Raw genomic sequence first — 21,581 nt, forward strand, 5'->3', positions numbered from 1 at the left:
GCTGCTCCCTACCGGCACCGTGTGCCTCGAATGAAACTGTTGTTAATTGTATCGGCCATAGTTCTGGACCCAGGCTGCGCAGCCGTCAGCCGAGATTCCTGTCGATGAGCTCCTTCCAATGGCCAAAGCCCTCCACGGCGTAGGACTGTTGGTCGGAGGGGTGGAAGTAGTCCGGCGGTCCTATCACAGGAGAGCCGGTGGGGAGGTCGTTCCCCAACGTTTTGAGGGCGACGCGGGCGGCTCCCAGCGCTGTCAATTCCCGGTTGGGCGGCCGGACAATGGCTGTTGCTGTGAGGTCCGCGAGCAGTTGGCACAAATAGTTGTTGCCGGCACCGCCCCCGTCGACGGACAGCGGTGTGCCGCTCAGCAGGTCCGGCATTGCTTTGACAAGGTCGAAGGCTTGGAAGGCCATGCTTTCGATTCCTGCCCGCACAATGTCTGAGGGGCCGGAGTCCATCAGCAGGCCGCTGATAATTGCTCCGGATCCCTTCGGCCACCGGGGTGCGCCGAGTTCAGTGAATGAGGGCACCAGATAGACCCGCCGGTTGGCTGGCAGAGCGCTCCGTTCCGGCTCGGCGTGGGCTGTTGCCGGAAGGGAGAGCGTCCTGGCGAGCCAGGACATTGTGTACCCGCAATGGAAGGCGGATCCTTCCATCTCGTACACTGCACGGTTATCGGGGGCAGACCAGGCCACCGAGGTCACGAGCCCCTCGGCGGTTGAAGGGCTTTGGCCAAGGTTTGCGCTGACGACGCAGGAGGTGCCAAACGTTGCCTTCGCTTCTCCTTGCCGGTCGCAGCCGTGCCCGAGCAGCGATGCCTGCTGGTCTCCGATCATGCCGGTGATTGGGATGCGGAAGCCCGTGATCTCCGGGTCGGTGTAGCCAAAATGCGAGGCCGTCGGCCGGACATCGGGCAAGGCTGCCCGGGGAATGCCCAACGCCTCAGGCAACTGCTCGTCCCATTGAAGCGAGTGAAGGTTCAGGAGCTGGTAGCGGGAGGCGTTTGAGACGTCGGTGGCGTGCACGGCTCCGCCCGTCAGGGAATACAGCAGCCAGGAATCGATGGTTCCGACGGCGAGTTTGCCCGTGTTTGCCATGGCCGCCAGGTCAGGTCTCTCGTTGAGCAGCCAGGCTATTTTTGATCCGAAGAAGAAGGTGTGGTTGCTGAGCCCTGTTCGTTCCCGGATCAGGGGCGCAAGCCCGTCCTCATCCCAGCGGGCGATAATGTTCTGGCTTTGCTGTGACATCCACATGATGCCGTTATGGACCGGAAGACCTGTGTGACGTGACCAGGCGATTGCCGACTCACGCATGTTCGTAATCCCGATGCACAGTGGGACTTGCTCGCAGCGGGCGAGTGTTGCGCGCAGTACCCGAACCGTTGCGGCCACAAGCTCCAGGGGATCGATCTCGATCTGCTGCGGCCCTTCGACTTTCAACGTCAGTTTTTCGGAAGCTCCGACCTCGTAGGCGCCGGTTCCGAGGTCAAAAAGGAGGCAGCGGACAGACTGGGTTCCGCAGTCGATGGCTAAAACCTGGGGCTGACCCAATGGGCTGTCTCCTGGGGGTGAGTGGGGTTCGCATCCCTGCCAGATCAGCAGGGATGCGAACCGTGTCGCTTGTCTGGTGCTACTCGGTGGGAACGGATTCCCCGGGCTCACCGATGTAGGCGATGACGGTGCCCGCGTTCACGGTGGTGTCCGCGGGGCAGACGATCTTCAGCAGAACGCCGTCGGCCACGCATTCGACCTCGAGCTGGGCCTTGTCGGTTTCCACGCTGAGGAGCGGCTGTCCCATTTCGACTTCGTCGCCCTCCTTGACCAGCCACTCCTGGATGTACGCTTCTTCACTTGTCTGCCCCAGGGCAGGCATGACGATGGCTTCCACAGTCTTACTCCTTTCCGGATCGGGTGTGGTCCGCGGACAGGACGTCCCGGACCGCTGCCTCTATGTGCTCCGCCAGCGGCAGGACTGCGGCCTCCAGAGGCGGTGAGAACGGCATGGGGATGTCCCGGCTGGCCACACGGCGCACGGGTGCCTTGAGATCGGCGAACAGCTCATCCGAGATCCGGGCGCTTACTTCGGCTCCCCAGCCGCCGGTCAGGTGCGCTTCATGCGCTATGACCAGCCGGCCCGTGCGCTTGACGCTCTCCATGACAGTTGTCCAGTCGAACGGGGAGAGCCAGACGGGATCGATGACCTCGAGTTCGATGCCTTCGGCCGACAGCTTCTCCGCAAGTTCCAGGGCTTTGTACAGTTCAGTGAAGGTCGCGACGATGGTCGCGTCCTTGCCCCTGCGTCGTACGCGCGCCTGGCCGACGGGCAGTTCGAAGTTCTCTTCCGGAACGTAGGCCCTGGTGTTGATGGAGCCGGCTTCCTGGCGCTTCTTGGCCCCATAGAGCAGCTTGTGTTCGAACACCAGCACCGGATCCTCGTCACGGATGGCGGCCGTGAGGGCGCCCTTGGCCGTGTACGGGTCAGAGATGCACAGGACCTTGATCCCCGGCACATGCATGAAGAAGCTCTCCGGGCACTGGGCGTGCTGGGCGCCGCGCTGGGATGCTCCGACGGGGCAGCGCAGGACCATCGGAATCGTCAATTTTCCGTTGGACATGTAGCGCTGCTTCGCGGCCTCGTTGACGAGTTCATCCATGGCTTCGAAGACAAAGTCCGCGTACTGCAGATCCGGCACCGTGCGCATCCCGCCGATCGCGGCGCCGATAGCGGCACCGATGATCGCTTTTTCACTGATCGGGGTGTCGATCACGCGGTGCCGGCCGTACTCCTCGGCCAGCCCCTGGTAAACGCCGAACGCGCCGCCGAATCCGCCCGGCACGCCCACATCTTCACCGAGCAGGACCAGGGACTGGTCCGTGCCGAGTTCGCTGTGCAGGGTCTCCCTGATGGAGTCGGCGATGGAGATGTACCGTTCCTCGTCCTGGCTTTCCTCGAGGGGACCGGCACCCTCAACTTCCTGGGGCGGGTTGCCGAAGATGATGTTCGGAGCCAGCGCGGTGACAGGATCCGGCCACGGCGCCTGCTGGGCATGCTTGAGCGCTTCTGCGATCCGCTTTTTCGCCCGCGCGGTGGCTTCCTTCACCTGGTCCTCGGAAGCGGTGCCCTCTTCCACGAGGGCGGCACCGAAGGTCTTGATCGGATCCTTGGCTGCCCAGATGGCCTCTTCGTCCTTGGTCCGGTAACCCCTGGCATCCCCACGGCTGTGGCCCACGTACCGGTAGGTGAGGAACTCGAGCAAAACCGGGCCCTTGCCGCTCCTCGCGGTCTCGAGCGCGCGCTGGGTTGCGTCCCTGACCGCCCGGATGTCCATGCCGTCGGCCTGTTCGGAAGGAATGCCGTAGGCGGCTCCCCTGGAGGCCACGTTGGTGTTCCGCGTGGTCTCATGGAACGGTGTCGAGGCCCCGTACATGTTGTTTTCGCAGACGAAGATCACGGGGAGGTTGAACGCGGCAGCGTAGTTGACGCCTTCGTGGAAAGCGCCTTCGTTGACAGCTCCGTCGCCGAAGAAACAGACGACGACGTTGTCCGTTTCCTTGTACTTAAGGGCGTGCGCAAGACCGGGGGCGATGGTGACTCCGCCGCCGACGATGGCGATGGAGGGAAGAATGCCCAGCGCCGGGTCGCCCAGGTGCATCGATCCGCCGCGCCCGCCCAGACAGCCGGTCTCCCGGCCATAGATTTCTGCCATGCCGGCTGCCGGGTCCAGCCCCTTCGCCAGGGCATGGCCGTGGGGCCGGTGGGTGGAAGTGATCCAGTCTTCGGTGCGCAGCAGCGAGCAGACGCCCACGGCAACGGCTTCCTGACCCTGTGACTGGTGCAGTGTTCCGGGGATTTCGCCCTGGAGGTAGCGCAGGTACGCGGTCTGTTCGAACTGGCGGATGAGGACCATCTCCTCAAGGAGATGCAGGCTCTCTTCCGCGCTCAGGACTTCTTTTTGCAGGGTGTCTGTGGGCTGAGACATTAGCGGCCGGCCTGACCGGTGGAGCCGAAGACGTCCATGAGCCGCTGGATTTCCTTGCGCAGCGCGACACCGGCGCGGGAGTTGGCATCGCCTTCGAACCGCGAACCGAACACAAGGTTCGGGTCCTCAACCGGGCGGCTCAGTTCGGCGACGAGCGCCTGGCCGAACACGTGCTTGAGCTTGGTGCCGACGTTGACCTTGGTGATGCCTGCTTCGACGGCCTGGCGGGTCTGGTCGTCCGGCGTACCGGATCCGCCGTGCAGAACGAGGGGCACATCCACGGTGTTGCCGATTTCCTTGATGAGATCGACCTGGACCGTGGGCACGTGGCCGCCGGTGACGAAGTGGACGTTTCCAACGGCCACCGCGAGGCAGTCCACCTTGGTTTCGCGGACAAAGAGTTCAGCGGCTTCCGGGGTGGTGTAGGAGGCGCCTGCTGCGTCAAGGACACCGTCCTTGATTTCGGCCAGAGCGCCGATTTCACCTTCAACGGCGACGTTGACGGCGTGGGCTGCCGCGACCAGTGCTGCGGTGTCCGCAATGAGCTTGTCCTGGTCCCAGCCCTGGGTGTGCATCATGACCGAGTTGAAGCCGGCGCCGAGCCCGCCCGCGGCTTCAGCGAAGCTGTCGGCTTCGTTGAACAATGTGGCGACAGGCACCTTTGCCCTGTCGGCAAGGGCACGGCAGGCTGCCCCGTAGAGCTCGATGCCGCCGGACTGCAGCCATTCGTGGTTTGCGGACAGGCCGCCGATTCCGATGATGACCGGAGACTTGCTCGCCTCGGCCGCGGCGATGGTGGCTTCAAGGCTGTAGATGTCCCAGGACTCGAAGTATCCGACTGCGTAGCGGTTCTTACCAGCGTGGTCCAGCAGTTCGGGAAGGGATACGAGTGACATGAGTTATTGCTCCGATTTCTTCGTTGATGTTGGGTTGGTGGCTAGGTTGGTCAGCATGGTTACAGGTGTTGGGTATTTGGCCAGGTTGGTCAGCATGGTCGCGGCGTCTTCCATGGCACGCGGTCTGCGGTGGCGGATCCATTGGCGGTAGGCCTCGAGTTCCTGATGAACGCGCTGGCCGTCCCACTGCAGTTCCCGGGCGGCGATTTCAGCGACAGCTTCAATTGCCTTCAACCCGGCATCGTCACACCAGGACAGCAGCATCCGGCGGGCGACAATGTCGGTAAGCGTGCGGGCGAACTCCTCACGGACCGCCAGCACGACTTCTGCACCCACCGCGTTCTCATGGTCCGGCAGCGGCGCGCCAAGGGATTGATCTGCGCAGATAAGTTCTTCGATCCTGGCGGCACGGACTCCGTAGAGCCCGAGCAGCCGTTGCGCGGTGGCCGGGGACAGCCTGGTGTGTTCCAGGAAGTCCTTCTGGAACTGCCCCCAGTCCGCGCAGCGCGCCCCGGGCAATTTGAGGTGCTTCGTCGCGGATCGACCGGAAGGGAAGATCCTGCGCCAAGGTGCGCGTGGGGAGCGTGGTTGCGTATGTTGTTCCACCACGTTCATTGCCATCTCCCCCAGCGCCCTGTGCGTGGTCAGCTTTCCCCCGCTGATGCTGAAGAGGTTCCTGACCGTGGGGTGGGCGCTGACGTGATGGTTCCGGCTCACCTGGGCGGCTGTTGTGGCTTCGGGCGAGTACGGCAGCGGGCGGACGCCCGAAATTGTGTGCAGCACGGACCGGGTCGTGAGCCGGGCCTGCGGTATCAACGTGTTTACTTCTTTCAGCAGATAGGCGATCTCCTCGTCGGTCATGACGGCTTCGGCCGGATCACCCTCGAAAAAGATGTCCGTGGAGCCGATGAGGTAGTTCCCGTCGGGTAAAGGAAGCACGAGAATTGCACGGCCGTCACTGACTGCCTCATAGTGCACCCCGGTCGTGGGCGCGCCGGGAAAGGGGCCGACAGTCATGTGGGAACCCTTGGTTCCGCCAATGAGCCGCGCGCTCTCGTGCACGGAAGTGGACAGCACCATATCCACCCACGGTCCCGCCGCGTTCACCACAACCCTCGCCGGCTGAACCAGCTTTTTGCCGGTGAGGGTGTCGATGAGCTGAACGTTCACGCCCCGTTCCGCCTCGTTCAGTCCCGTTACCTTCAGGTGGTTGTGGACCTGCCCGCCGAAACCGGCGACGCCAAGAGCCTGTTCAACGCAGAGCCGTTCTGCGTTGGCGACCTGGGCGTCGTAGTAGAGGACCGCTCCATAGAGGTCACCTGATTCCAGCCCCGGATACCTGACTTCAGCCTCTGCCTTCGACAGTGATTTGTGCAGCGGCGTGGACTTATCGAAGGACAACACGTCGTACAGGAACATGCCCAGTCGCATCACGAAGCCGGAGCGCTGGTTATGGCGGTAGAACGGAATGAGGAGGGGAAAGGGCTTCACCAGGTGCGGTGCGGTTTGCAGCAGCCGTTCGCGCTCCCGCAGCGACTCCCGCACAAGATGAAACTCCAGGTTTTCCAGATATCGGATGCCGCCGTGGATCAGCCGGCTCGACGTTCCCGAGGTTCCTGCCCCGAAATCTTCGGCGTCGACGACCGCTGTCAGCCATCCCCGGGAGGATGCTTCCCTGGCAACTGCCAGGCCGTTGACACCACCGCCGATCACGAGAATGTCGACCGGCGCCAATGCCTCGGATCCTCCATTCTCACAATTGTGCACTTGCTCACATATGTGATTCATAGGTAGAGTATGACCCAGATCACGAAGGCCTGTCAACGTAAGACGCGGCAGCTTCCGTGGCTGGATTTCACATTTGCCACCAATGAATTCGGAAGGGTGCCATGAGGGCGCTAAACGATACAGAGTTCCCGGCCTTTGCCAATGAGGTCTTGTTACAACTGCAGAGCTGGCCCGGTGAACCGTCGCTGGCCGTCGTTGGGGAAGATGGCGTCCTGGGTTGTCGGGATGCGGGCCGGGTGTACCGGCTGGCTTCGGTCACCAAGCTCCTCACGGCACTGACCGTGCTTTCGGCAGCGGATGAAGGAATGGTTTCACTCGATGACGAGGCCGGCCCGCCAGGGTCCTCGCTCCTGCACCTGCTCTCCCATGCATCAGGAGTGGGCTTTGCCGATGAACAGGTACGGGCACCGGCAGGGGCACGGCGAATCTACTCCAACACCGGCATCGACATGGCCGCGAACCATCTGGCGAGCCGCTCCGGAAAAGACTTCCGTAACGAGATGCGGATCCGGGTCTTGGAACCTTTGGGCATGCATGAGACAAAACTGACCGGTCCCCCGTCAAAGGGCGGCGAAGGCACGATTGCCGACACTGCCCGCCTGGCCTGGGAATTACTGAAACCGTCGGTGTTTCCTCAGGCAAGGATCGATGTTCTGACTTCACTTGCCTACCCGGGCCTGGCAGGGTTTCTTCCCGGATTCGGCCACCACGCCGAGAACGACTGGGGCGCCGGAGCTGAAATACGCGGACATAAGTCACCACACTGGACCAGCCCGGAGAACTCCCCCGCGACCTTCGGTCATTTCGGCATGGCAGGGAGCTTCCTGTGGGTGGACCGGGAGGCGGGGCTGGCTTGCACGGCTCTTTCGACCGTCGAGTTCGGGGAATGGGCTCCTGTGGCCTGGCCGGACACTTCCACCGCGGTACTCCGGGAGTATGCAAAAACCAGGCAAACAGCCACGTCCCGTGCCGGCCTCCGGACAGACAATGTTCAGCGCTGAGGGCGGCGGCCGGCCGCGACCACTCGAAACAAACATGCTTGGAGTGCGAACGTGAGCATTGCACCTGAGGGCCGGCGCATGCTGCGCGTAGAAGCACGCAACTCCCAGACACCTGTCGAACGCAAGCCGGAGTGGATCAGAAGCAAGGTCAAAACCGGGCCGGAGTACATCGGTCTGAAGAACCTGGTACGGAAAGAAGGCCTCCATACAGTCTGCGAAGAAGCCGGATGCCCCAACATCTATGAATGCTGGGAAGACAAGGAAGCAACCTTCCTCATTGGCGGGGCACAGTGCACCAGGAGATGCGACTTCTGCCAGATCGACACCGGCAGGCCCGAAGCACTGGACCCGACCGAACCTGTCAAGGTTGCTGAATCCGTGCGAACCATGGGACTGCGGTACGCCACCGTCACCGGGGTAGCCCGCGACGACCTCCCCGACGAAGGAGCCTGGCTCTACGCTGAAACCATCCGGCAGATCCATGCCCACAACCCCGGAACCGGTGTCGAGATCCTGATCCCGGACTTCACCGGACACCAGGATCTCATCCAGCTGGTTATCGACGCCCGGCCGGAGGTCTTCGCCCACAACGTCGAAACCGTGCCAAGGATATTCAAGGCCATCCGCCCGGCGTTCCGGTATGAACGGTCCCTCGATGTCATACGGCAGGGCAGTGACAAGGGCATGGTGACCAAATCAAACCTCATTCTGGGAATGGGCGAGACGAGGGAGGAAATGTCAGAGGCACTGCGCGACCTGCGCGATGCCGGATGCGATCTCGTCACCATCAACCAGTATCTGCGACCCAGCCAAAAACACCACCCCGTCACCCGCTGGGTCAAACCGCAGGAGTTTGTGGACCTGAAGGCCGAAGCAGAAGAGATGGGTTTTCTCGGCGTCATGAGCGGACCCTTGGTGCGCTCCTCCTACCGGGCAGGACGGCTCTGGGCCGAGGCCATGGGGAAAAAGGGCCGTGAATTGCCCGACCAACTGGCCCACATCAGGGGTTAGCAGCAGACAACTGGCCAATAGCCGGGGGCAAGAGCTGAATGGCAAACCGAACACGCGGGCTCTGTCCCGCATTTTAAGAACAGAATCCGAAGAGAAACAGAAGGGGTTTAGATGAATCCGCAGCAGTTCGATGTCCTGGTTGTTGGCGCCGGGCCAGGAGGCTACACGGCAGCGATCCGCGCCGCCCAGTTAGGCAAACGGGTCGCGATCGTCGAAGAACAGTACTGGGGAGGGGTGTGCCTGAACATCGGATGCGTGCCCTCGAAATCCCTGATTTACAGCGCCCAGCTGGTCCAAACGTTCAGAAATGACGCCAAGGAACACGGCATACAGGTAGAAGGAGAGGTTTCCTACGACTTCCAGGCTGCCTTCCAGCGCAGCAGGTCGGTCGCCGACGGCCGCGTCAAAGGCATCCATTACCTCATGAAAAAGAACGGCATCACGGAGTTCAATGCACGCGGAACCTTCACCGGGCCCAACGACATGGAGCTGGAACTCGCGGACGGTGAGCGGCAGAAAGTAACCTTCGCCCACGCCATCATCGCTGCCGGCGCGGAAACCCGTTTGCTGCCCGGGACCGCCCTCTCGGACAGGGTGGTGACCTACAAGGAACAGATCCTCTCATCCACCCTGCCGAAAAGCATCGTCATCGCCGGCGCCGGGGCCATTGGCGTTGAATTCGCCTACGTGATGAGCAGCTACGGGGTAAAGGTGACACTGGTCGAATTCGCCGACCGTATCGTTCCGCTCGAAGACGCGGACGTGTCCAGAGAGCTGACCAAGCGCTACCGGAAACTCGGCATAGACATACGTACTGCCACCGCGGTCACCGCCGTCGAAGAGCACCCCGGAGAAGTCGCCGTCACGCTGACCAAGGGCGAGACTGACGAGGTTGTCCGTGCCGAAAAACTCCTCCAGGCAACCGGATTCATACCCCGGGTCACCGGCTACGGCCTCGAAAGCACCGGCGTAGCCCTTACCGACCGCGGAGCCATCGCCGTCGATGACCAGATGCGAACCAGCGTCCCGCACATTTATGCCATCGGCGATGTGACCGCCAAGCTCATGCTCGCGCACGCCGCTGAAGCGATGGCGCTGGTCGCCGCCGAAGCCCTCGCCGGCGAACCGACTCATCCTCTCGACTACCTCATGATGCCCCGGGCCACTTACACCAACCCACAAATCGCAAGCTTTGGATTCTCCGAAAACGGGACCTCTCCCGCGGGCAGCGAAGTCAAGAAAACGGTCTTCCCGTTCGTAGCAAATGCCAAGGCCCACGCCGTCGGCGAACCGGGCGGTTTCGTCAAACTACTCACCGACAGCCGCGATGGAAAACTGCTGGGCGCCCACCTCATCGGGCCAGACGTGACCGAGCTGTTGCCCGAACTGACCCTCGCCCGCCAGGAAGGCCTGACCGTTACCCAAGTGGCCCGCAACGTCCACGCACACCCCACCCTGAGCGAAGCAGTCAAGGAAGCCCTCCACGGCGCGGCTGGCCAAAGCATCAACATCTAACCGACGCCCCGACCGAAGAAAGATCAGCACATGACTACGAACGAAATCCAGGCCCTTCAGGGAACCACCGCCCCCCTCAAGGGCATCCGGCGGGCGGCAGCGAAGCAAATGGTCGCAGCGTGGGAAGCACCGGCGTTTCACCTCACCGTCGAAGTGGACATGACCAACGCGCTGACGGTGAAGTCAGTCTCACCCCAGTCAACCGTCACCGACCGGCTCATCTCCGCCGCAGCGACCGCTTTGCAAGAGAATCCCGGGCTGAACGCCCACTACTCCGAAGAAGGAGTCACCACCTTCGCGGACATCAACATCGGCATTGCAGTGGCAACAGATCACGGGCTGACCGTCCCTGTCATCCACGAAGTGACACGCCTCAGCCTGCCCGACATCGCCCAAAGGCGGCGTGAGGTCGTCGAAAAGGCCCGCGCCAGGAAGCTCGAGATGGCGGATATCTCCGCAGGGACCTTCACCATCTCAAACCTTGGCATGCTCGGTATCGACCGCTTCGATGCCATCATCAATGTCCCTCAAGTAGCCATCCTCGCAGTTGCCTCCACACGGCAGCGCTATGTCATGGCTAATGGTCAGGCCGAATGGCGACCCATCGCTGAGCTGACCCTGACATGCGACCACCGCGCTGTGGACGGGTCCATGGGAGCAGTCTTCCTCAAACGGCTAAAAGAGCTCATCGAAGCTCCCATCCCCACGCCATAAGGCACCGTAACGGGGAGAACCATTATGACGACAGCAACAGGGAAGAAGTCCGGCAACAACTGGCGCGTGGCCGACATCGTGGTGGCGGCGCTGATCGCCGTCGCCGGCGGTGTGATTTTCTGGGCCTGGTCCCAGGGCGCCAACCTTATCTCCGCACCGCTGAACGCGGTCTATCCGCCGCTGACCGGCCTGTACGCCGGCGGCTGGATGATCCCGGCGGTGCTGGGCATGCTCATCATCCGCAAGCCCGGTGCCGCGCTGTTCTGCGAAACCGTGGCAGCCACCGGCGAGCTGATCATGGGCTCGCAGTACGGCACCACGGTGCTGATCTCGGGCGTGCTGCAGGGCCTCGGTGCGGAACTCGTGTTCGCAGCGTTCCGGTACAAGAAGTTCAACCTGCCCGTTTCGCTGCTGGCCGGCGCGGGTGCTGGGCTGTTCTGCGGCCTGAACGACTCCTTCGCCCCGTGGGGCTGGAACATCGCCTACGCAGCCGGGGACAAGCTGGCGTACATCATCTTCACCGCCATCTCCGGCGCCATCATCGCCGGTGCATTGTCCTGGGTCGCTACCCGAGGCCTGGCCAGGACCGGCGTGCTGAGCTCCTTCGCGTCCCGGAAGGCCGCCACGGAACCCGTCTTCAACTGAAGCGGCCAGGGGAAGGGCAAAGGCGCTTCCCTGGTCTGGGCAGACCATGCCGGCTACCGAAGTCCCGGCAGCAGGCACCGGCCACCGGCGTAGGGAGGGCTAAGGCATCACCCATACCTGCAACCCGCAGCCGGCTCATCAAGCTTCAGTTCAAAGGAAAGAACGTCATGACGAGCATCATCTTTTCTCTGATGGCATTCATTAGAAGCCGGTCCGAGCGGACGGTAACGCCGCGGAAAACTCCGACGAGTGAATGTCACCAACTCCCAATCGACTGCCGGGACCTCCTGGCCGTTCCCGATCTGATGGCCTTTGGCGACACTGTGGGATGCAGTTGCCGTAACCAGTAGTGCATGAGAACTCCACGCTCATTCTCCGCGCACTCCGGTCACTCCCCGCGCGTCCAGGGACGGAAGCCCGCCAAGCGGAGATTTAACGGGCGGGCAGGATGCGTCAGCAGCGTAACCCACCTACCGGCACCCAGGTGGGCCAGGACAACGGATCCAAAGGAGGCATGCATAGTACGCCGCCCTACTGCATTCTGAAGGACTGCCCGAGAGATGCGCTATCCGTACGTGCGCAGATCCTGCCGCAGGACCGCCACCAACGGCAGTCCAATCCCCAGGCCGGACCAACGCAAACTGCATACACTTTTCCACCCCTATTGCTGCAGTCGAACAGCACATCAGGGGCTTGCACTCACAAACGTGATGTGCAACACTTGAAAGTAGATAAAGTGTATACAGTTAGGCTTGCAAGGAATTGCGGGTGCCGATTGAGAGGGGCTCGTCCATTGGTTGAAACATCTATAAAAGCCCAGACCGATGAGCCTGCTGCTGAACCTCGGAAGTTGGTCTCATACGCGCACCGGCAGCTTAGGGAAGCAATCCTCACTAATGCCATTCCCGCTGATTCGACGATCAGCCAGGTTCAGCTGGCCAAGCATCTGGGGGTGAGTCGGACCCCGCTTCGCGAGGCGCTCCGCCTGCTCGAGCATGAAGGTCTTGCCACCGTCGAAGTCAACAAGAAAGTGACAGTCGCAAACGTATCTCCGGAGGATCTGGATGCACTGTATGCGCTGCGTATCCAGCAGGAATCACTCGCGATTTTCACGTCTGTGCAGAAGGCTGATCAAGGCCGCATCGATCGTTCGCGCGAACACCTAGAGGGCATGCAGCGTGCCATCAGCGATCAGGACTATGCGGATTGGGCTCATCATCACCGCGTTTTTCACATGAGCTTGGTTGACGGGGTCGGTGACCGGTTCTGCAAATCGATCCTTCAAAACTTCGACCATGCAGAGCGGTACCGCAGGATCTATCTCAGCGAATCGGAGACCAACTGGAACCAAAGCATGGTGGATCACCAGAGCATCTTCGATGCCTTGGTGAACGGAAACCCTGCTGCCGCGGCCGAATTGCTCGCCGGTCATTATTCACATACGGCCAAGGGCGTCCTTTCGGCCATCGACGCCGACTACACGCCTGGTCTGATGAATGCGGCCGTAACCATGGCAATCAGTCTTAGATTCCAGCAGTAACAAACGTGATGCAGCCCACGACAAGCTGCACACACCTTCTTTCCGATCCTGCGCCCGCAACGATGGAGCAACTATGCCAATTTGTCGATTTATTCAACCGTTCCCGAGCCGTGGCACCATCATCCGGCCTCAGAAGCAAAGCCTGAACCTTACCCCAGCGCCAAGCGATGACATCCCCATGGAGGAAGCATGAGTGTGAACGCCTGTGCCCGAACAGAACCGGGCCCCGCAAGCGGCCAGGAGAACAGGACGCCGAGGTTCCTTCTTCCTGCCGCCGGAGACAACGTGGCCATCGCCACCGAACGAATCGAGGCCGGTGAACGCATCGAGATCGACGGTCAGCTGCTCACCGTCAGAACAGTCATTCCCAAGGGCCACCGTCTGTGTGTCAAGAGCATCAACGCCGGCGAAGGCCTGCTTTCTTGGGGGTATCCCTTCGGATACGCAACTGTAGAGATCAACCCCGGGGATTATCTCTGCAATGTGCGGATGAAAAACGTTCTGACAATGAGAAACCCCCACGACTACCCCAACGACCTGACCGTAAACTTCATCGACCGGGACAGCACGAAGGAGCAGACTCTGCCGCAGAGGCAGATCCTTGCTACGAACGAGCGTAAGCAGGATTCCAGCCAGGGTTTCATGGGGTACCTCCGCGGACCCGCCCGAGGATGGGGTACCAGAAATGACGTAGCGGTCATCGGCGTCACTTCGCGCGCCAGATCCCTCGTTCTCGCCGCCACGGAAGAGCTTCAGGGCTACGTACGCGGCCTGGAGAACCTTGATGCCTTAACGCCCGTCGTGCACACCGAGGGTGGCAGTTCTGGCGTCATGCATAACAAGCGCCTGCTCCTCAGGACACTGGCGGGATTCGCCGTAAACCCCAATGTCGCGGCCGCTGTCTTCGTCAACGATCCGGACTCGCCTGTATCAAATGCGGAACTGCTCCAGCAGCTCACGTCGCTCGGTGACATCCATCTGGAAAGCAAGATCCGATACTTCGTCAGCGACACTAATTCCGACGACCCGGTTTCCGCACTAACAGCACTCATTCGGCCGCTCCTTGACGGAGCCGCCAAGTGCGTGCGCGAGCCCGCACCGCTTGAAGGATTGAAAGTGGGACTGCAGTGCGGCGGCTCCGATGCGTTCTCCGGAGTAACGGCGAATCCGCTACTCGGAACGTTGGTAGAAAAGCTGCTGGGGGGAGGAGGAACGGCAAATCTCGCCGAGACCGACGAGCTCATCGGCGCCGAAGAACATGTGCTGGCCAAGGTAGCGGAGCAAAATGTCGCAGAGCAATTCCTGGACAAGCTCAATGCCTTCAAAGATTATGCCCAACGCCACGGCCAGACCGCAGAGGGAAATGTCTCAGGAGGGAACCTCTACCGCGGTCTATACAACATCACGCTCAAATCACTGGGCGCAGGACGGAAAAAGGATCCGAACACAGCGCTTGAGCATGTGATCGGGTACGGCGAACGCATGGAGCTGCCCGGCTACTACTTCATGGACAGCCCTGGAAATGACTTGGAAAGCATCGCGGGGCAGGTCGCGGCGGGGGCCAATCTGATCCTCTTCACCACCGGGAACGGGTCGATCACTAACTTCCCCTTCGTTCCAACGATCAAGATCGTGACCACGAACGAGCGCTTCGCCTTGCTCGAGACTGACATGGACTTCAATGCAGGATTGCTGCTTGAGGGCATGGGACGGGACGACGCTGCGGAACGGCTGCTCGAGCTCACCTGCCGCGTCGCCTCCGGTGAAAAGAGCAAGGGAGAACACACCGGACAGTCCCAGGTGCAAATCTGGAGGGACTGGCGCCAGGACGGCACCCAGAGCACCGATGCCACGTTTGGCCATTCCGCACCCTGCACAGGGGAACCCGTGCTCCGGGCACAGCAACGAAGCGCAGATCCGGCGCATGCCGCCCTGGAAGCCGGCCCAGGCATCGAACGCAGAAGGACTATCGAAATCCTGCCGACGAGTTTGTGTTCAGGCCAAGTGGCAGAACAGATCGCCGCCAGCATGAACGACTCTCTCGCGGCAGCCGGATCATCGGACGCATGGGAAGTGGTCGCCCTGCCCCATACCGAGGGATGCGGAGTATCCGGAGGAGACGCAGAGGAGATCTACACCAGAACGATGCTCGGCTACGCGATGCATCCGGCCGTCGCGCACACGATTTTCCTTGAGCACGGCTGCGAGAAGACGCACAACGACTACTTCAAGGACAGTTTGAGGCGCCGTGGCGTTGACCCGGCAAGTTTTGGATGGGCAGGAATCCAAAACTCTGGGGGAATCACGGCAGTGTCAGGCATCGTCGATGCTCTCGTTCACGAACATATCCGCGGATACGACGGTCGCAACGAGCTACAGCTGGAACCGGCCGGCCGCATAATCGGCTTGGCTGCAGCGACTGATCCGACCCAGCGCGCGGTCGAGGTTGCAATTGACGTCATCCGGCGGCTGCTGGCTGAAGGAGCCAGTGTCGTCGTGAGCGAGACCGATCCGCTGCTGACCGCGACGGGCTTCCTGGAAAGACTCAATATCGACGGCGTCCGACCCACACTTCCGTACGCGGGATCAGTCGTGGAACCTGGACTTCATGTCATGAGCTCAAGCACGTCGGATTGGCTCGAGGTCTCTACCGGTCTCGGTGCCACCGGCGCTGAAACTCTCCTGGTTCTTGCCGGCAGACGCCCGGTCCAGCCGCATCGAATGCTGCCGGTGCTCCAGATCGGAACCGGAACCATATCCAACACCGAGAAGTGGTTTGACGTCACCGCGAACGACCACGATTCCTCGGTTACCGGCGCAGAAATCATCTCCAAGATCAACGACTTAAGCAGAGGACGCTACACGCCTGTAGTGACCCCGCGTCCTAACGTCGGATTCCAAATATCCAGAGGGTCCTGGGGCGTCTCGCTCTGACCATCAACCAAGAACCACCAACAGAAAGATCAAAGCACAATGTCAGCACTTTTGAAGAACAAGCTCCAAGCCCGCGCCGCTCAGGGTAACCCAATCCGTGTGGGATTCGTAGGTTCAGGCCGAATGGGCACCGGCGCCATCTGTCAGATCGGACAGATGGCCGGGATGGAGGTCACCGCCATCGCGGACATCAACACCGACCGAGCGGTGGAAGCCTTCGAGAAGTCCGAAGTAAAGGCCCAGCTCGTCAGCGTATGCAACGAGGCCGCCGAAGCCAAGCGCCTCATTGGCCAGGGCCAGCGCATTGTCACCCAGGACTGGCGCCTGCTGCTGGAGATCGGCGTCGATGTCATAGTTGAGTCAACCGGAGTGCCCGAGGTCGGCGCCGAGGTCGCCATGCAGGCAATCCTCAACCACATCCACGTCGTGATGCTCAACGTAGAGACAGACGTCGTGGTGGGTCCGATCCTGACCTCCATGGCCGACCAGAGCGGGGTCGTGTATACGGTGTCCTCCGGCGATGAGCCGGGACTAATCGGCGAGCTCTACGACCGATACACGTCTCTGGGCTTCAAGGTCGTTGCCACCGGCAAGTCCCCCTCGAGCATCGGCGAATACGACCGCTACGCCACCCCGGACAGCGTGCGTGAAGACGCACAGCGCCTGAAGATCAACCCCCACTTCCTCGTCACATTCAGGGACGCCACCAAGACCATGATCGAGATGGCAGCCGTGTCGAATTACACCGGGCTCCGCGCCGACGTCCGGGGCATGCACGGCCCCGTGGCCGGTGTCGAGGAAATCTGCCGCTTCTTCCGGCCCAAGGCAGAAGGCGGCGAACTCAACAGCATCGGCGTCATCGATTACGCCCGGCCGCTCAAGAACGAGGACGGGAGCATCGACTTTTTCCGCTCGGTCACCCCAGGCGTCTTCATGGTCATCCACACCGACAATGAGCAGATCCGCGAGGACCTCGACTACCTGGACGTATACGGCGACAACGGCTACTACGTCATGCACACCCCCTACCACCTCGTTACCAACGAGATCCCTCTCTCCGTTGTTCAGGCCGTCGATTTCGGCGAACCCACCGTGTTCCCCAAATACGGACTGGTATCGGAAGTCTTCGCAGCCGCCAAGCAGGACCTCAAGAAGGGCGAGACCATCGACGGCGCCGGCGGTTTCGCCGTGTACTCCCTCGTGGACGACTACGAGACGTGCAAACAGGAGAACGTCGTTCCCCTCGCGCTGCTCACCAACGCAAAGCTGACATGCGACGTCGAAAAGGACCAGGTCATCACCTACGACATGGTCGAAATCAACAAGGACTCAGTCCTCTATCACCTTCGCTGCCTGCAGGACTCCATGGCCACCGCCTGATCCACGGCATCCCTCGTTACATATAAAAGGATTTCTGAATGCGCATCGCATCCATCAACGGCCGTGCCACCCTCATCACCGGAAGTGGCCAGGACCTGCAAGGCATCGACATTGAAAAATGGTCGAACGGCAAATTCCCCAGCAACACTCAAGAGCTACTGTCCCACCTCAACGAATTGAGGTCCTGGGCTAATAACCAGGACCTTGACTCCGATGCCTTCCCGGTCTCCTGGGATTCATTGGAAAGCCCGATCACCGATCCCCGGCAGATTTTCGCCATCGGCATGAACTACCAGGCCCACGCCGAAGAGGTCTCGATCGCAGCTCCCGAGGTTCCGGCCGTTTTTACCAAGTTCGCCACATCACTGTCAGGGGCACGAAAGGCAATCAAACTGCCCTCCGACAGCGTCGATTGGGAAATTGAACTCGTCGCCATCATTGGGCGCGGGGGCCGCAACATCTCCAAAGCAGACGCCTTGGACCACATAGCCGGTTACGCGGTGGGACAGGACCTGTCAGACCGGGCTCTGCAGTTCGCTGCAAGCTCATCACCACAATTCTCACTCGGAAAGTCCTATGCCGGCTTTGCCCCAGTGGGGCCTTGGATGACGACCTCCGACGAGGTGGCGGACCCGGGACAGCTGAAGATGCGCTGCACTGTGGGCGAGGAAGTGCTCCAGGACGGATCAACAGCAAACCTGATCTTCGATATCCCCACTCTAGTGGAGCACCTGTCGTCCGTCGTTGAACTGACGCCCGGGGATCTGATCTTCACGGGAACTCCTGACGGCGTCGGTTTCGGTAGAAACCCCAAACGCTACCTGCGCACAGGCGAAGAGCTCGTCAGCACGATTGAGGGACTGGGCGAGATAAAACAGCTCTTCTCGTAATCCAACTGGCCCTAAACAAGCCACATCTTCCAATTCAAGAGCGGCCACTTCAACGGGAAGTGGCCGCTCCCCTTCCTCCCAGGATCCACGGTTCAAAGGAGAACAACAGTGAGCTCCACCCTTACCCAGCGCGAAAAGAACCGCGCAACTGCTCTCGGCACCATGGTCGGCGCCGGCATCGAATGGTATGACTTCTACGTCTTCGGCATAGCTGCCGCCTTGGTGTTCAACAAGATCTTTTTCCCCGGCGTTGACCCAGCCACCGGCACGCTCCTGTCATTCGCTACATTCGCTACTGCATGGTTTGCCCGCCCACTAGGCGGAATCATCTTTTCGCACCTGGGAGACAGGCTGGGCCGCAAGCACATCATGCTGGTCACGCTCATCCTCATGGGTACAGCCACCACGGCAATCGGGCTGCTCCCCGACGCCGGTGCGATCGGAGTCTGGGCGCCCATCAGCCTTGTCATCCTCAGATTCCTCCAAGGCCTGGCCTGCGGAGGCGAATGGGGTGCCGCCACCGTAACCGCCGTTGAAAACGCCCCTCCGGGCAAGCGCGGCCTGTTCGGCGCCTTCCCCCAAATGGGCGTGCCGATGGGACTATTTCTCTCTTCCGGCGTATCCCTCCTCTTCTACATGCTTCCCGAAGATCAGCTCCTCAGCTGGGGCTGGCGCGTCCCCTTCCTCCTCACCATCGTGTTCGTCGTCGTAGGTCAGTACATCCGACGCCGCCTGCCTGAGAGCGAGGACTTCAAGGAAGCGGCCAAGAACGGCGAACTCGTCCGGTTCCCCATGCTCGAGGCCCTCCGCCGCCATCCCCGCGCAGTCCTAACCGTGTTCCTGGGACAAGCCATCGTTAACGTCACCTTTTTCACCGCAACGACTTACATCCTCGACTACGCCACCAAGCATGGATCCTTTGAGCGCACTACCGTCCTAGCGGTTGTAGCCCTTGCCGCTGTGGTGGACTTCTTCGCCATCCTCGTCGGCGGCCTGCTGGCCGACCGGTTCGGAGCCAAGCGAATCTACCTGACCGCCTGCGCAGCAGGAATCGTAGTCTTTGCGGCCATATTCCCTCTGACCGACACCGGCGATATTCTCGCACTCATCCTCGGCATCGCGGTCCTGTTCCCCCTGGTGCACGGGCTTGCCTTCGGCGCGCAAGCCTCGTTCTTCGCAGGCCTCTTCCCTCCGAACGTACGTCTTTCGGGCATGTCCACCGGATTCCAGTTCTCAGGCATGGCATTTGGTGCACCACTTCCCCTGCTGGCCGGCTTCCTGATAGCAACCGCAGGCGGGTCACCCTGGCTCCTTGTCGCATATATCGGCGCCGTCGGCCTCATCAGCACCATCGGCACCCTCACCTCACCGCGCGAGTATGTTCCGGTTTCATCGGCTCAGAAAGCCCCCCCCGCGCACGCAAACAATATCTGAGAATTAGGTCTGCGTTCCCTGGAAATCAAGGTAGCCGGCACTCCTAGGCGGCACCCCTTCAAGTCCCAGGTGGCAGCGGCTTCGGGCCGCTGCCACCTCCTACTGTTGAGACAACGGAAGTCAAATGACACTGAACCGCGCCACGCCACGCAAACATGTCGAATGGAACTTACTGATCAACGCACTGGTTGAAATCCGCCACCACGGCCAAGTGATCAGAACCGGTTTCGTGGAAGACGCAATGCCCAACTCCTCCGCCATATGGATAGCGGCCGACGCTACCCATCCTCGTCGGATATTTGAAGCGGCCCAAGGCCACCAGGTATGGGTCACCCCAAGGGAGCTCAGCGGTGACCTTAACTACCGGATGACATCAACACAGATCTTCGGAAAGACCTCGCAGAAAAGCGCCTGAGGCGGTACAGCGTCTTGTCCTGACCAGGCCGGCACTCTCTATGTGCTCACTGCTCATGATGCTCTGGCCCTGTGACTGCTGATGACTGCTGATACGGCCAGCCGGACCTAAGGTAAGCCCCATCTCGTCGCCGGAGAAGTACACCCCAGCCTGACGTAAAGGCGGTCTCGCAAGGGAGGATTCACCTGCCGGTGGGGCTTCGGTCTTGTTCTCAGACACCTGTCGAGCCGCAAGAGGGGAATTCGTCAGCTCCTGCCGCAAGCGAGTCTCATCGAGTCCCGATTCTTTGGCCTATTTTGATGATTCTCGGGCTACCGCACCTCGGTTTCCTGCCATTCGACTGTCAGGGTGGGATTTGAGAACATCATGAGCGACTGTCAATAAAACGGAAATTTCGCCCTATTCTGACGCCACGCCGATCGTTGCTCCTTTGGCCTTCCTTTGGCCTGACCGGACTCGTGACTATACGGGCACAAGAAAAGCCCCGGACCGTGGTCCGGGGCTTTGGGGCCGGCTACGCTCGATCGTGACGCTGAGGTCCAGATGGATGTCAACAGTGGGACCTGAGCACGTCAAGGGGCGCCCAGTGCCGGTGTCCGGCGCTCAGTCGTTCAATGTCAGTGCGGAAGGTGCCGCGGTGGTCATTACGGGCTGACGCGCGCATGGTGAAGGGAATGAAAGCTGTGGGCAAGAGGGTCCTTTCGAATGAGGCAGCCAACGGTCAGCGGCCCCATCAGCAACAAGGCGCTGGAAGGCTTTCCTATTCCTTCTTCGCTCCAAGAGAGTCGAGCCTCACGTGGCACTGCTGAAGATCAGAACCCAAAACCAGCTGAAGACCTCGAATCATGCACGCCTGGCTAAAGAGAGTAGCCATCAAGGCGTCAGCGTCGTTTTTCGACCGGACGGTACCTGTCTGCGAAAGCAGCGAGGGAGCTCTGGAGCAGCGTCATGCTGTCCAGCATGTCCACGGGTCTGGAGCACGCCCCGGCTGACAGCGGGCTGACCATCCATGCGGCGAACACGTAGTGCGGGACCTTCAGCGCCATGGCGTGGTCAAAGAGCCGCAGTACGGGTTCGTGGAGAACCCCGTCTTTGAGCTGGAAGCCCGGGCAGAAGGTTTCCTCGCCGATAAACACTTATCCGGACTACTCAGGCGAAATTCCCGCCAGCTGGACATCAATCGCCAACGCTGGCATTTTGGCCGGGCAGCGGGCGCGCGCGACGTTTCAGCTCAAGCCAGGCAAGGGTTCCCCGATAGAAGGAGACGAGTGCGCAAGCGAAAACCGCAACGGCTACCCAAGTCTTCACCGACATATCCCACTCAAACAAAATAATGCTGGAGAGAACGAGGCTTGTACCAATGAGAAACGAGCTCAGTCTCAAGGAACTTAACTGAGCTACGGATGACTGATGCAACTTTTCTCGATACATGGCTAAAGC

17 protein-coding genes are annotated in these 21,581 nt (G+C 61.0%); 11 read left to right on the forward strand and 6 right to left on the reverse strand.

Annotated elements, in window-relative coordinates:
- Positions 1–85: 85 nt before the first annotated feature.
- The 5 genes from AC6CH3_RS21405 to AC6CH3_RS21425 form a co-directional block, all read right to left on the reverse strand.
- Complete coding sequence (locus AC6CH3_RS21405) at positions 86–1,549, reverse strand: FGGY family carbohydrate kinase (protein WP_498134338.1); 1,464 nt, start codon at positions 1,547–1,549, stop codon at positions 86–88.
- 79 nt (positions 1,550–1,628) lie between these two features.
- Entirely contained in the window at positions 1,629–1,886 is a 258-nt protein-coding gene (locus AC6CH3_RS21410) for a biotin/lipoyl-containing protein (protein WP_494018672.1), read from the reverse strand.
- Positions 1,887–1,890: 4 nt separating this feature from the next.
- Entirely contained in the window at positions 1,891–3,978 is a 2,088-nt protein-coding gene (locus AC6CH3_RS21415) for an alpha-ketoacid dehydrogenase subunit alpha/beta (protein WP_498134339.1), read from the reverse strand.
- On the reverse strand, positions 3,978–4,874 hold the full coding sequence (locus AC6CH3_RS21420) for a class II fructose-bisphosphate aldolase (protein ID WP_498134340.1): 897 nt from the start codon (positions 4,872–4,874) through the stop codon (positions 3,978–3,980). The genes AC6CH3_RS21415 and AC6CH3_RS21420 overlap by 1 nt, the downstream gene beginning before the upstream one ends.
- Before the next feature lie 3 nt (positions 4,875–4,877).
- Positions 4,878–6,608, reverse strand: coding sequence for a glycerol-3-phosphate dehydrogenase/oxidase (locus tag AC6CH3_RS21425; RefSeq protein WP_498134341.1), 1,731 nt, complete (start codon positions 6,606–6,608; stop codon positions 4,878–4,880).
- Between the two features lie 155 nt (positions 6,609–6,763).
- Between AC6CH3_RS21425 and AC6CH3_RS21430 the strand changes: the two genes are divergently transcribed.
- From AC6CH3_RS21430 to AC6CH3_RS21480, 11 genes are all read left to right on the forward strand, one after another.
- Entirely contained in the window at positions 6,764–7,663 is a 900-nt protein-coding gene (locus AC6CH3_RS21430) for a serine hydrolase domain-containing protein (RefSeq protein ID WP_498134342.1), read from the forward strand.
- A 51-nt stretch (positions 7,664–7,714) separates the two neighbouring features.
- Positions 7,715–8,674, forward strand: coding sequence for a lipoyl synthase (gene lipA / locus AC6CH3_RS21435; RefSeq protein WP_498134343.1), 960 nt, complete (start codon positions 7,715–7,717; stop codon positions 8,672–8,674).
- Positions 8,675–8,785: 111 nt separating this feature from the next.
- Complete coding sequence (gene lpdA, locus AC6CH3_RS21440) at positions 8,786–10,189, forward strand: dihydrolipoyl dehydrogenase (protein WP_498134344.1); 1,404 nt, start codon at positions 8,786–8,788, stop codon at positions 10,187–10,189.
- A gap of 30 nt (positions 10,190–10,219) precedes the next feature.
- On the forward strand, positions 10,220–10,903 hold the full coding sequence (locus AC6CH3_RS21445; protein WP_498134345.1) for a dihydrolipoamide acetyltransferase family protein: 684 nt from the start codon (positions 10,220–10,222) through the stop codon (positions 10,901–10,903).
- Between the two features lie 24 nt (positions 10,904–10,927).
- Positions 10,928–11,548: an ECF transporter S component gene (locus tag AC6CH3_RS21450; RefSeq protein ID WP_498134346.1), complete on the forward strand. Its 621-nt coding sequence runs from the start codon at positions 10,928–10,930 to the stop codon at positions 11,546–11,548.
- A 793-nt stretch (positions 11,549–12,341) separates the two neighbouring features.
- Entirely contained in the window at positions 12,342–13,088 is a 747-nt protein-coding gene (locus AC6CH3_RS21455) for a GntR family transcriptional regulator (RefSeq protein WP_498134347.1), read from the forward strand.
- Positions 13,089–13,277: 189 nt separating this feature from the next.
- Complete coding sequence (locus AC6CH3_RS21460; RefSeq protein WP_498134348.1) at positions 13,278–16,022, forward strand: UxaA family hydrolase; 2,745 nt, start codon at positions 13,278–13,280, stop codon at positions 16,020–16,022.
- Between the two features lie 123 nt (positions 16,023–16,145).
- On the forward strand, positions 16,146–17,402 hold the full coding sequence (locus AC6CH3_RS21465; RefSeq protein WP_498134349.1) for an NAD(P)H-dependent oxidoreductase: 1,257 nt from the start codon (positions 16,146–16,148) through the stop codon (positions 17,400–17,402).
- A gap of 38 nt (positions 17,403–17,440) precedes the next feature.
- A complete protein-coding gene (locus AC6CH3_RS21470; protein ID WP_498134350.1) occupies positions 17,441–18,292 on the forward strand; it encodes a fumarylacetoacetate hydrolase family protein in 852 nt (283 codons plus the stop codon).
- Between the two features lie 108 nt (positions 18,293–18,400).
- Positions 18,401–19,726: an MFS transporter gene (locus tag AC6CH3_RS21475; protein ID WP_498134351.1), complete on the forward strand. Its 1,326-nt coding sequence runs from the start codon at positions 18,401–18,403 to the stop codon at positions 19,724–19,726.
- Positions 19,727–19,850: 124 nt separating this feature from the next.
- The gene (locus tag AC6CH3_RS21480; protein WP_498134352.1) at positions 19,851–20,141 is read left to right on the forward strand and encodes a hypothetical protein; all 291 of its coding nucleotides are present in this window, start codon (positions 19,851–19,853) and stop codon (positions 20,139–20,141) included.
- Between the two features lie 881 nt (positions 20,142–21,022).
- Here AC6CH3_RS21480 and AC6CH3_RS21485 read toward each other — a convergent pair.
- Entirely contained in the window at positions 21,023–21,277 is a 255-nt protein-coding gene (locus AC6CH3_RS21485; RefSeq protein WP_498134353.1) for a hypothetical protein, read from the reverse strand.
- Positions 21,278–21,581: the final 304 nt, after the last annotated feature.

The organism is Arthrobacter sp. GQ119, from assembly GCF_059759125.1.

What these genes read in the sequence shown, in the direction of transcription:
- AC6CH3_RS21450 (WP_498134346.1), top strand. Translation starts at nt 10,928, where the DNA reads ATGACGACAGCAACAGGGAAGAAGTCCGGCAACAACTGGCGCGTGGCC.
- lpdA (WP_498134344.1), top strand. Translation starts at nt 8,786, where the DNA reads ATGAATCCGCAGCAGTTCGATGTCCTGGTTGTTGGCGCCGGGCCAGGA.
- AC6CH3_RS21480 (WP_498134352.1), top strand. Translation starts at nt 19,851, where the DNA reads ATGACACTGAACCGCGCCACGCCACGCAAACATGTCGAATGGAACTTA.
- AC6CH3_RS21420 (WP_498134340.1), bottom strand. Translation starts at nt 4,874, where the DNA reads ATGTCACTCGTATCCCTTCCCGAACTGCTGGACCACGCTGGTAAGAAC.
- AC6CH3_RS21430 (WP_498134342.1), top strand. Translation starts at nt 6,764, where the DNA reads ATGAGGGCGCTAAACGATACAGAGTTCCCGGCCTTTGCCAATGAGGTC.
- AC6CH3_RS21460 (WP_498134348.1), top strand. Translation starts at nt 13,278, where the DNA reads ATGAGTGTGAACGCCTGTGCCCGAACAGAACCGGGCCCCGCAAGCGGC.
- AC6CH3_RS21445 (WP_498134345.1), top strand. Translation starts at nt 10,220, where the DNA reads ATGACTACGAACGAAATCCAGGCCCTTCAGGGAACCACCGCCCCCCTC.
- AC6CH3_RS21415 (WP_498134339.1), bottom strand. Translation starts at nt 3,978, where the DNA reads ATGTCTCAGCCCACAGACACCCTGCAAAAAGAAGTCCTGAGCGCGGAA.
- AC6CH3_RS21470 (WP_498134350.1), top strand. Translation starts at nt 17,441, where the DNA reads ATGCGCATCGCATCCATCAACGGCCGTGCCACCCTCATCACCGGAAGT.
- AC6CH3_RS21465 (WP_498134349.1), top strand. Translation starts at nt 16,146, where the DNA reads ATGGGCACCGGCGCCATCTGTCAGATCGGACAGATGGCCGGGATGGAG.